General features: G+C 44.9%; 10 protein-coding genes and 2 pseudogenes. 8 read left to right on the top strand and 4 right to left on the bottom strand.

Translation table 11 applies throughout. The features are described 5' to 3' along the window. Positions 1-1744 precede the first annotated feature (1744 nt). The 3 genes from CJP72_RS12910 to CJP72_RS12900 are packed head-to-tail and all read left to right on the top strand — an operon-like array spanning position 1745 to position 2738. Positions 1745-2362, top strand: a complete 618-nt coding sequence (locus tag CJP72_RS12910) for a tyrosine-type recombinase/integrase (protein WP_162381697.1) — start codon at positions 1745-1747, stop codon at positions 2360-2362. Beyond that, complete coding sequence (locus CJP72_RS12905; RefSeq protein WP_162381695.1) at positions 2359-2553, top strand: hypothetical protein; 195 nt, start codon at positions 2359-2361, stop codon at positions 2551-2553. Before CJP72_RS12910 ends, CJP72_RS12905 begins: the two co-directional genes overlap by 4 nt. Beyond that, positions 2553-2738, top strand: coding sequence for a hypothetical protein (locus tag CJP72_RS12900; RefSeq protein ID WP_238340064.1), 186 nt, complete (start codon positions 2553-2555; stop codon positions 2736-2738). The genes CJP72_RS12905 and CJP72_RS12900 overlap by 1 nt, the downstream gene beginning before the upstream one ends. A gap of 101 nt (positions 2739-2839) precedes the next feature. On the opposite strand, the gene CJP72_RS12895 is transcribed toward CJP72_RS12900, so the two are convergent. The 3 genes from CJP72_RS12895 to CJP72_RS12885 all read right to left on the bottom strand — a co-directional run bounded on the left by CJP72_RS12895 (position 2840) and on the right by CJP72_RS12885 (position 5920). After that, on the bottom strand, positions 2840-3217 hold the full coding sequence (locus CJP72_RS12895; RefSeq protein ID WP_162381693.1) for a superinfection immunity protein: 378 nt from the start codon (positions 3215-3217) through the stop codon (positions 2840-2842). Positions 3218-4407: 1190 nt separating this feature from the next. Beyond that, on the bottom strand, positions 4408-5286 hold the full coding sequence (locus CJP72_RS12890; protein WP_342212305.1) for a DUF6998 domain-containing protein: 879 nt from the start codon (positions 5284-5286) through the stop codon (positions 4408-4410). Between the two features lie 169 nt (positions 5287-5455). Continuing rightward, entirely contained in the window at positions 5456-5920 is a 465-nt protein-coding gene (locus CJP72_RS12885) for a helix-turn-helix domain-containing protein (RefSeq protein WP_162381690.1), read from the bottom strand. Between the two features lie 116 nt (positions 5921-6036). Between CJP72_RS12885 and CJP72_RS12880 the strand changes: the two are divergent. Continuing rightward, a pseudogene (locus CJP72_RS12880) lies at positions 6037-6525 on the top strand (hypothetical protein); the annotation flags it as partial. A gap of 259 nt (positions 6526-6784) precedes the next feature. Here CJP72_RS12880 and CJP72_RS12875 read toward each other — a convergent pair. Then, positions 6785-7354, bottom strand: a complete 570-nt coding sequence (locus tag CJP72_RS12875; RefSeq protein ID WP_162381688.1) for a recombinase family protein — start codon at positions 7352-7354, stop codon at positions 6785-6787. Between the two features lie 367 nt (positions 7355-7721). Here CJP72_RS12875 and CJP72_RS12870 point away from each other — a divergent pair, with 367 nt between their 5' ends. The 4 genes and pseudogenes from CJP72_RS12870 (at position 7722) to CJP72_RS12860 (ending at position 11626) form a co-directional block, all read left to right on the top strand. After that, a complete protein-coding gene (locus CJP72_RS12870) occupies positions 7722-8861 on the top strand; it encodes a DNA cytosine methyltransferase (protein WP_162381686.1) in 1140 nt (379 codons plus the stop codon). After that, positions 8797-9873 carry a restriction endonuclease gene (locus tag CJP72_RS12865; RefSeq protein WP_238340063.1) on the top strand — a complete coding sequence of 359 codons (1077 nt, stop codon included), beginning with the start codon at positions 8797-8799 and terminating at the stop codon, positions 9871-9873. Before CJP72_RS12870 ends, CJP72_RS12865 begins: the two co-directional genes overlap by 65 nt. Before the next feature lie 494 nt (positions 9874-10367). Next, positions 10368-10466 (top strand): annotated as a pseudogene (locus CJP72_RS25540) (DUF1643 domain-containing protein); the annotation flags it as partial. A 146-nt stretch (positions 10467-10612) separates the two neighbouring features. Next, the gene (locus tag CJP72_RS12860) at positions 10613-11626 is read left to right on the top strand and encodes a hypothetical protein (RefSeq protein WP_162381684.1); all 1014 of its coding nucleotides are present in this window, start codon (positions 10613-10615) and stop codon (positions 11624-11626) included. The last annotated feature ends 187 nt before the right edge of the window (positions 11627-11813 follow it).

Raw genomic sequence — 11813 nt, 5'->3', positions numbered from 1 at the left:
TCACTAACGTTTGTCAATACCCAAACGGTGATTTCGTTAAATATTTTTGATCATTTTCAACGAATTACATTTTTGCTTTGCGATTAGTGCTCTTTGTGCCAAAAACAGATAATTGCAGTCAGGCGAAATTTATGGTAGAACTTGCCACCAGAGAAGATAGCCATAAGAATCACGCCAAACAACCTGTAGCGCTCTTTGCGACGTTCTGACGCCCTCAGGCTACCTTTGCACCATCTACCCTCTTTAAATCGCTCTACGGGCTTCCTGTGCGTTCTGGTGACGTATGGCGCACCTCTGGCACTTACTCCCGAAACCAATAGCACAACTACTGACGGATAACGTTAGTTATCAGGATGGTAGGCGTTGGTATTGGATTGAGGCTTAGTGAACTGAACCATAGCACGGTGAAAGTGAACTTTAGCCGCTCTACCTTCGAGAATTAGCATGACTATGGACGGTAGGACGTAGGAAGGTTAATTGTCGTTAGGTAGAGTTAGCATGTGGTCAATCATCGTCAGATGGTTGGGTACATGGTTATATACCGCGCACAGCGCAATGGTATTCGCCCACGGCGAAAGCGATCTCTTGCCGATGGCAAATAATCGTTCGTGCCTGACTCTCGTCAGTAACGAAGTTTGCACGAGTCCAGAAGGTAAAGAGTAACGCTTTGCTGTGGTATGAGCGGAACGAGGGTGTCCGGGAAGCCATCAAGCGGCGTACCAGGACATTTCCCCTTGAGTGACGGCGAACTGCCGCCAGCAAATGATCTTTGCGACAAGCGCAATACCACAGATCTTTTAGAAATCTCTTTCTTTAGAATCGATTTCTAAAATCTCTTTCTATTGGACGGTTTTTTCCCTGGTATGAGTGCCTGATACTGGGGTTTTTCCCGTGCATTAATCTTGGACACTGGGGTTTTTCCCGTGTATCAAGTTATCCCATACCCGAACATCCGGGTTTTTCCCGTATATCATCATGCTAAGATTAATCCTACTAAAGCGGTGGTTAATAACGGTAAACCCGCTGGTAATTCGCAGTTAAAGAAGCACCATTGATGCGGGGTAAAGGTGCCAAACCCGCCAAGGTAGTTTCAAATGCAACTATCACCCACTTTACACAATCTCTTGCACCATGCGGCTCACAGCGATCATTGTCCACAATGAACACTTTCATGATAGGTGCAATTTGCTTAACGACTTTTTGTTATAATGTAACAATTCGATTTTCATGCCAAAATCGCCGTTGTTGAGAATAATTATCATCAAATCAGATCGCATCGCCACAAATGAGAACCCCTCTCATTTAACGTGCAATATCGCGCATCGTTAGGACATTCAGGTTATCTGTCCTATTCATCTTGCAGTAGAAACAACAACTTATGGTCAACCTCGATTTTATCGCCTTTTTTCGGCTGTTCCTGGGGCTAAAAGCCACGGTGAAAATAAATAAGTTGACAAGAAGTGTTTTCCACGAAACAAGAGAAACAAAAATAAAATCTTTATAAATCAATATGATATTTGGCACTCAAGAATCCACCAGATCGGGGGCCTGGCTTTAGTCCGTTAAGCGACTCAAGCAACCGCGCTTCCCCTAAAGCGGGTTTAATCGCGTTTAATGCCACTTAATACCCTTGAAACTCCACTCCACGAATAAGACATTTATGCAAATAAGTGAAAATTGATCTTGTTATCTATCTGTTTTTGATCAATATTTACACTATGAAACAGATTAAGGAGGTAAGAGAATGGCAATCAGCAAGGGTGCAAAACGTACAGACGGACTTGAGAGCGCCGATCAGGTGGCTCTGGTAGTGGAAGAAATCGCGAAGAAGAGCCAGACAGTGGCGGATCTCTTCCTTATAGGAGTAGAGACACAGCTTCGCGGCGTAGATATGCGTTCCTGGCGCTGGGATGAACTGGATATTGGTAGCAAGGTGCTACGCATCACCCAGGACAAGACCAAGGAAGCGGTAGAAGTAGAATTGACGGAGACAGCGCGGGAGGTACTCAAGGCTCGCTACAACGAGCGCGGGGAAAATCTGTATGTATTCCAGAATGACAGCAACCGGAGCAAAGGTAAGCCGATCAGCCGTTCCAAAATCCATGCAGAGATTCAGTATGCAGTGGACAAACTCAAGATGCGCGGCCTACTTCCACAGGACGCAGTGATCGCCATGCACAGCGCACGTAAGACAGTGGCGGCTATCGCCCATGCCCATGGCGAAGATCTGGAGGTAATTAGTAAAATGTTGGGGCATCGCTCCACCGAGCACACACGCGCCTACCTGGGGATCACACAGGCCAAAGTAGACGCACTACGAACGAAGTATTCAACAGGGATCAAGAGAGGGACACGCGCATGAAACGCTTGCTTGTTCTAACGCTGGCGCTGTTACCAGCCCTGGCGAATGCCACACAGATAACCCTGATTCTTAGTGACGAAATCGAAACATCTGATGGTAAGATTTGCCTCTACGAGAACGCAGTTAGAAGTGAGCAAGTAAAAGTGGCTGCCAGCGCTCAATGCCGCCACACAATGACCTTTGAGGACTGATGATGAGTAACAAAAACTACGACAGCCACCGCAAAGCGATTGTTAGCAAGGGAATTCCTTCCGACCTATTAAAACGGATCACTGATTCTGACATTCAGGTGATCAATACATTTTTAACGCGTGTGAACAAACTTGAGCTAACACAGCGGGAGAAAGACTGGATTATAACCGTCATTGGACGATAGCTTTAGCCATCAGCCCACAACTTAGAATGATCCGTAAGTGACAAAGGCCGCAAAAATCTTTATAGCAGCCAATGTCACGGAACGGAAGCTCATGGTCAGACTTAGTTAGGTACATCCACAATGAAATCCATACCACCCTCGGCATTCTTACTCACATTTGAAACTGTGAAACCATTTTCATCAATACTTTTCAAGGCTCCATCATCAGTGTAAAACCCTTGGATCCGTTCTCTGGTGTCAGCACTGACCACGAAATATTTTTTCTCGATTGCTTTAGTAGTCTCATCAGCACCAACTTTATGTTCAGTATCCGATGTGAAAGACCATACTAAGCAAACGATCCAGCCCAAAAATGTCCATCCTAAAAGGATGTTTAATGCAAAGATCGCTTTAAAATTTCTGTGCCATCTTCTGTAAGCTATGACGGAAGGAATGAGATAAAGCACTAACAACACAGTTAATAACATCAGTCCATTCATCGGGCGAATCCAACTTTAGGTGATTTAATCAATAAATAATGGCAAAGAATAAAATAACTTCAGCATAAAACATCTCCAATAGCGATAATTTTAAAAAAAATCATGCCCTGTCCAATCAAAACTGCGTAGGACGTACACACCACCAGAATTCAGGTATGCTGGGTTTACAGTGGCGTAAAACTCGATATTTGGCAGAAGCAGCTCGGACAGAATGGAAATGAGGAAATTCTTCTCTCTGACAGTCTGAGTTTAGCGCCCAGAGATTTTATTTTTTGCATGAGAGAAAATGAGCATTTACCATCCAACCCATTGTTATTATGTTAAAAATTAATCTTCCGAGTTAGTGCTTGACACCAAAACAATAGTGTAATATAGTTGATAAAATGCCACACCTATTGACCAATCACGTAAATTAGTTCTAAACTTCTTTCATCTACTTGATGAGGAGTTCTTCAATGCGTGGTTTTTCATTACGTTACGTCTTAGTTTCTGGTGTCATCATCAGTATCATCACCGCATTGCTTTACCTCGCTCTCCTGACTGATAACTCTCTCTACTCTGTTACTCATTTCGGCTGGGTGTTAGCCGCTCTGAGTAAACGCTTATAAAAGCCATAGCAGCCAAAAAGCCCCGTTAGTGGTAAGGAGACAAGCGGAGAGTAGCGACTTCATCAGATTGTCAGAAGGATCACACCTTATCAGGGTGCTCGTGTACCGTTAGGAGCGTGAGCGAAGCGCTGGCAGAGCCGGATCTTTAGCTACCGGGGCATTACCACTATTCACCTGTTTACGCAGCCACAAGGCCGCACATCGGGCTTAAATGCGAGTGATCAGTCTGTCGATGACATAACAATGCCAAGGTGGGCTTTTTCTTCACGTTTTACTATCGCGGTGTGAGGATGCAACTGCCGCCAACGCTAAGTTATACTGTCATCTCACCATGTAACTTAGCGTGACAGTTACCAAGGGCGGATCACAATGGTAGAACCCATAGGCGACTAAAATAGGTAACTATTTAAGTTGCTGATAGAGAAGGCTTTTAAGGCTTCTCCACAAGGGGAGAGATCTGGAGCGGGCGAAGGGAAATCACCCCCGCTCCAAAGATCTCGTAATCCCATGGATTTATTAACAAAAACTTGATGCATTGTAGGACGGTTTTGTAGGAGGAACTACAACATTTTGCAAACCGTTTCACTCCAGAACGCTGATAAGTTTTAGCGCGTCACTTCTGACAGAATCTTGTATTCGCCCAGAGTCAGCGATCAACGCCAAAGCCTCAATACTTAAACCATCCCTGATCACTTTTCGCGCTTTACTGAGACGGCCCCGGCAACTTTTCTCTGTATAACCCTCACGTGAGTGCATTTGCTCAATGATATCAGCGCTTGATAAATTTGAATCGGCAAAATGATGGTAATAGTTTACGAAGCACTCCATCCCAATAGCCTTAAGGAGGCTGACCAGGGTAACACTACTCGTTATCTTCTCTGGTTGATTCAAAACCTCTTCCATAGGTTCGGGTGGAAGGGTTTGCATAGCCGCTTCATTGACTGAAGCTGAACTCCTGACAATCAAGTCTTCTTTGATGGAACTAACTCGGGGATCAGTAAGAATCGCGCCCTTGAGGTTAACGATATGTGCGTTAACGTGATCACTATGCCGAGCGTAATCTCGTATTACTTCATGTGGGATTTTGTAGGCATCAAGAATGTTGTAAGTTTCATCGAAAATAACGGCTATCAAATAATCAAAATCGGCAGCTTCATAGTTACGCAATGCACTCAGTTGCCGGGAAGGATTATCCGGCGTGACTCTCCTCGCTTTGATCTGCACTTTCTTGCCATCAGTGTCGATGGCATCAGCACCAGCAGTTGAATTGCTGAGAAGAGTCATACCTAGCGCCTCAGAAACCAGCCATTCGGCATAGTCACCTACAGGATTATTCTTGGTGCGGATGACACCTCTAGAACACAACTGGGTTAAAATTTCGGAATGAAGTGACAGTAACTCAAGATCACTCAGAGACGTTAGCCAATCATCTGATATTAAATGATTATTTTTCAAAAGCACTCTCCATTGCTGAAGCGAAACGCCACTGTAACGCCTACGTAACGCACCTGGATTTTGATGTTTTGTCGGCTCTTATAGAAGAGTAAGACTGATTCATAGGTGTCTCACCTTCTGCCAAAGAATACTGTTCATTAATACAGCATCCAAAATTTATAAACTTATACTTACTTCACTTTCTCAGTTTGTCCCAACGCACCGCTGACACAATGCCCCAATTGCCACTGACATTAGGCCTACGCCATTTTGCCGTCTCCATGCTACGGAGATACTCAAGGGCTTCGGCAAACGTGCCAAAACGCTTCTGAGCGCTCTTATCGCCCACTCCGAATGAACCATCGCGAGTGCTTGCCAGACCGGGATGAAAACACGAGCCATCAGCCGCGTATGGAACCAAAAGTTCCGGGTCGTTATCTTCATATGAATCAGACGATAACAACAGCCACGGCTCAACGCTCAGAGCGTTAGCCAGCACCTCAATCGCATCAAGAGACGCATTAGACCTACCACGTTCAATTCTACTCATATAGCTACGTGCAAACCCACACCGATCGGCAAAGGCTTCCTGGCTCAATCCGGTGGCTATGCGGAGCTCTTTTACTCGTTGTCCAAACAGTTTTCTTAGGGTCTTTTTCATTCCCTGAATTTGCGCAGATGTCCACTAAAGCGCCACGCTCCAGTGGTGACATTTTGAATCAATGGTCTATGATTCGATAACTGACACCGCAGGGGTGGATTCTGAGGGATAACAACATGTCAAAAACACGGCTGAGTAAGCCCGTTTTTTCAGCAAAGTCGTTGCTGACCATTATGTTAATAGCTGCGTCATCTGCATCTTATGCAGCAGAGAGTATTGATCAACTGGCGACGCGCATCGGTATGGATCACTTCCGGGAAGCGATCAAAAAGGGTGATCGCAACGCCTTCAAAATGCTGCCGGCAAAAGGCTACAAAAACGGCCTTACTGGGCTGCTCATCAAAACGAATACTTACGCTAACCCCGATGATAGCTTTGCTGATTGTGACACGGATACTGTGTTTGTTTCAGTTAAGGATCATAAAACAATTCCAGGCTGTCGAATTTCTTTAAAGTTAGCAAGTAAAGATGCAGACGGGAGCTATCACGATAGTGGCATTCGAATCGAATACGGTATCGCGACCGATTCGAAGAAGTTCATCGCCAACAATTCGGCTTGGGCACAACACGCAATTTCCGGTGACAAGGTGCTGGAGAACGAATTAACCAGTGCTAAAAGCGAGACACTTTGTAATTCGTGGGCAACGATGGCCCGAAACATTGCAGCAGGCAGAGATAATCAAGACCCGCAATCTATGTTTGATCAGCAAATAGAAGGGCTAAGAGGCAAACCGGGCATTACTGAACAAAACATTGTGTTTGCACACTACATCGCCCACACGGTTTATACTGACTTAGCGGGTAAAACACCGAAAGAAGCTGAAGCCATCATTTATAATGTTTGCCGAAAAAGCATGTAATCAATTAACCCACCTTGGGTAAGGCTGTAGCAATAGTCGCTCTGGATACACCGTATTCACGTGCTAACGCGCTGATACTAATCCCGCTATTCCATTTGTCTACAATCGCTCTACGGTCTTGTGGGGCGATTTTAGAAGGTCTCCCCAGAGTCTTACCTTCTGCCTTAGCCCGCAACAATCCCGCTTGGGTGCGTTCAATCAGTAGATCACGCTCCATCTCCGCAACCGCAGCCAGCATCGACAGCAGCAACTTACCCGCAGCGGAAGTGAGATCAGTCGTGCCAAGCTGGTGGACGATAACCTTGATATTACGGTCAGCCAGCGCCCTTACCGTTTGCAGGACGTCAATCGCATCACGCCCCAGACGATCAAGCTTCGCTACCACCAACGTTTCACCATCGCGTATTTTATTGAGCATTTCAGAAAATGCTTTACGTTGCATTGCCGGAACCTTCCCGCTGACAACATCGGCATACCAGTAATCAATTTGCCAACCAGCCTGCCCGAGTTCCAGACGCTGGTTCTCAGTATCCTGCTGCGATGTCGAAACACGCCCGTAGCCAAAAGTCGCCATTGTTGTTTCCTCATCTGGCCCCTGCCAGAAAACGGTGTCAACTTAGGATGGCCTGCCAAAAAAGCCAAGGCTAATTTTCCAACAGTGTGAAAGCACACGATTGAAAGGTGCCGGAAAACGGTCGTTTGTTGGCAGCCGTTGAACTCCATAGTTGCCCTCCCCCAAAAAGATACAAGATAGGACAGCTCACCTTCTTGAATTTCGGGATAAACGATGTTGGATTCGCTTATCCCTTATCTGCCTTTCGGCAATACGTTTTCACTCACCAAATCGAATACACACAGCCTGCTATCCGTTGCAATGCCCCCCTCATCTGTTAAGATGTCGGGTGTTTTTGCATGACTCGATGACCATCAATAGGTAAAAAATGTCCACACTTAAACCTGCCATTTTCTCTTTCTTCTCCGGTTCAGGATTTCTAGACTTGGGGTTTGAAAACTCCGGTTTTGAGGTGGCTTTTGTGAATGAGTTTCACCCGCCGTTTATGGATGCTTATAAGCATTCAAGGGCAGTAATGAACAAACCTATCCCCCGTTTTGGCTATGCCGAAATGAGCATAGAGGACGTTGATCACAAAGCTCTAAAAGAAGCGATCAAGACTCTAAGGAAGGAGAAAAGACAAATCGGTTTCATTGGCGGGCCACCTTGCCCTGATTTCTCTGTTGCTGGTAAAAACAAAGGCCGCGACGGTGAGAACGGAAGACTTTCTCAAAGTTACATTGATATTGTTGTCGAAATGAAACCTGACTTTTTCTTATTTGAGAATGTTAAAGGATTATATCGCACCTACAAACATCGAGAATTTTTTGAACACCTCAAAGAACAGCTAAAGAATGTGGGTTATACTCTGCATGAAAAACTGATCAACTCAATTGAATATGGCGCCCCACAGGATAGGGAGCGAATTATATTAATTGGTTTTCAAAATAAAAAGTTAGCAAAATCCTTTGAATGGGGTGGCAGGATATATCCTGAACGCAGCGCTTTTGATTACAACTGGCCTACTACAAATGATTTCGCTATAGATTCATCATTAACTATGCCAGAGTCACTCCCTTTAGAACTTACTGTTAATTATTGGTTCAAGAAGAATAATGTTTCGGAACATGTTAATGCAAAACATGTTTTCACTGCTCGAGCTGGTTTAGTTCGATTTATGGCAGTAGCGGAAGGAGATGACAGTAAGAAATCATATAAGAGACTTCATCGCTGGAGATATTCGCCAACGGCTGCGTATGGGAACAATGAGGTTCATTTACACCCCTACAAGCCACGCAGATTGACTGTAGCAGAAGCACTTGCCATACAGTCTTTGCCGAAAGATTTTGAGCTACCAGCTTATATGACTCTTTCAAATATGTTCAAAACTGTTGGTAATGGCGTTCCTTATCTCGCAGCGCAAGGAATTGCAAAATCAATATTAAAGCATTTAGGGATAAAAGATGAATCTAACAGCAATGAATCTTGTGAATGCAATAGCGAACCTTCCCAAAAACAGACTGTTTGATTATGTAAACGGAGTCAATGCAGGGAAGATCGCTATTGTTTCAATCCAGCAACCGGAAGGTCCAATTAGGATTAAGCGTTTCAATCCAGTGAAAGGTGAAACTTTTGAAAACGCCAGAGTTGATAGCATCTCCAGCCAAATGTTATGGCGATTAGCGAACGCCATTCAAGAGGATGCACCTATCAATGTCGATAGAGTTTTCGGTGCTAGCTATAACACTCGTTCTGTGATCGAAAGTTTGCTCGCCCATACGCCATCGTTCTATTGGTGCAAACTTGACCGACTGGAAGTCATAAACACTCGCCAAACAGTAAAGAAAGGGCACAAGCATCTAATCTATATACCTAATACCCCCCATGAGAACGGAATTCTTTCTGAATATAAGGCTAATATTGTTATTTCAGAAATGAAAACTGAAGTGGTTTATCAAAGCATTGATTTGGAATCAATGCGTCCAGTCGAAGGTATGTCTATTGAAGAAACAAGAAGGCATGCTCAAATACAAATAGCACTTGTAAAAATAGGTCATCACTTAGGCTACAGAACATGGGTCGCAGCCAATGATCGCGGCTTGACGTATAATGGAAAAGCAATCGCACAAATGGACGGCGTCATTGACAGCCTTTCTCATGAAAGAGTTCTACAATCGTATGATGATGCAATCAAAGAGGCTAGACTTATAGATTGCATATGGTTCAGAAATGGTAAATTGATGCCCGCAGTGATGGAAATTGAGCACAGCACAGGGATCAAGAGTGGCTTAACAAGAATGAAGCAATTTTGTGATTTCGCTCCTCGACTGCAAGATATTCGATGGACTATCGTTGCACCAGATGACTATAGAGCGAAAGTAATCGAATTTGCCAACATGCCACAATTTAAAGACCTTGATACAAAATTTTTCCCTTACTCCGCAGTTGAAGAATTATATTCCTTATGTGAACGAAGAAAACCTCAAGGTATTACAGATCACTTCCTTGATTCTTTTATGGAAAAATGTATTAAGCACTAAAAATAAAGCAGGAATTTATATCCGGCTCATTGAATTATTTCTTCTTTTACAGCTTCAATCGCGCTTCGCTGATCGCCTTGTATAATTCTGGGGCAAGTCGGCAGGGCGCAAAAAGTGGAAGCCCTAGATCGGCCAACATCACCACTAGGCATTGCGTTCAAAAATTTCGGCGTCGCCAAGATTGTCCTTATAGAGGCGATAAGCCTCCGGTGTTACCGGTTCACATCCGCACCCGTAATCACCGACATCAACTGCGACTTTAGGCACAAGCAGCAATTGGTTGCGGGCGTTAATCAGATTCCCCGCCTCCCGCGACTGTTACTGCCTGACTATGGCATTCTCAAGAATGCGGCTGTTTGTTGTAAGTCTATGTCTGCTTCACCAGACGCTCTAAGAGAGCGCCACAAATTTCAAACCATGAAATCCACTACCCCTGATAAAAAACGCGCTAGGGAGCTTCCCTGCACGTTGGATGCGCATATCACCGCATCTGCAACACTATGTGCTTCGTCTTAAACGCTTCAGGTGAGCCGAAGCACCCTCTGTATATGAAAAACGACAGTGTTCTCATACCGTTAGGTTATCATCGATAACTGCGTTCAGAATACGAACGCAGTTAATTGATAAGTAAGGTTTTTATCGTAAAGCCGTTGTGCTACCGTGCTCGAAACATTCTCAAATCTGCTCAGTTCGAATTACCCTGATGGCAGTTTGAGGTTCCGTTCAATAAGGTCGCACCATGAAAAGTCGAGAATACAAAGCTGCCGAAGCAGACCGCAAATTCTTTAGGGTTTCAGCAGGGATCGACTGGCTGGACATCACTGTCAGTTTATCCCGGCTAACGCAGCACCGTTATGTCCAAGATGAGCTACTGGAAATCACCGGATTAAAGCTCTGGGTTGAACCAGCAAGGCTATATATATCGAGGTTATCACTGCTCACCCAACCTCAGGGCAACAGCGTAAGCAAGTGGATCAAACCCAAGGTAAGCACGACTAACGATGTTTTCCGGATTCGTTTTAGGGATTTACTGGCAAACGATACGGTAAAGCTGAATGCAGTGCTCGCCCGCATGGAGAACCGTTTTCCTTTTGCGTCTGAACCGCGCATTGCTGGCATCGAGGTCTTCTGCGATTTCTGGCATAAACAACGGTCAGTATCAGCGACACGAACAATGACTTATCGGCTTCAGACAAGCCTGTTTAGTAACGGAACCCGACCAAGGCAATTCAATCCCGCTTCGTGGAAAAATGTCTACCTTTTCCCCGGAACACGTATCACTCCATATCGAAACTTCAGGACTGGTAACAAGTGGGACAACATCTCGTGGCAGGTCTACCACAAACGCACTGACAACGATCAGAAACTACCTGTAGAAGAGCAACGCGCTCGTGTTGAAGTCACGTTAAAAGGTGCTGCGCTCACTCACTACTCTCTTCACCGTCTTAGCGACATGCAGCGCTTTCGATTTGAAACCCTCACTCACCTGTTCAAATTTCGCAAACCAATTAAACCTGAAATGATGGCTGACGGAGATATGTTCCGGTTTACCGCTATCAACGCAGTTCGTAAAGTAAACGACGCAACAGCCGAGCGCGGATTGCATTCTTTCGATAACATCGGGCGTAGGGGTAAACGTAGCTGGATGATGGTCAACGGTGACAAGCTCCTGCGGAAAGAAAGTTCTCATCTGGCGGTTGTTAACGATCTACAAAACGCCGTCAAAGGTGCTTTACGCCGTCTCAACGTTTGAGCCGCGGCCCGTTCCCCTATTCCAGAAAAAAGTGACAATCAGCAGGAAAGAAGCCGCATTCCTGCTGGTCTGGATGCAGTTCTCTTAATAACTGTATATATAGCAACTCAACTATCAGCTTACATACCTTCGCTAACGGTGTTTGTCGGTGGCTGTTCCTTTCAATCAAACATGAACTAAACGTTGT

Source organism: Citrobacter sp. NCU1, assembly GCF_010231475.1.
GTDB lineage: Bacteria > Pseudomonadota > Gammaproteobacteria > Enterobacterales > Enterobacteriaceae > Citrobacter_D.
Note: the sequence above shows the minus strand (reverse complement) of the source record. Positions and strands in the feature narration are given on the sequence as shown.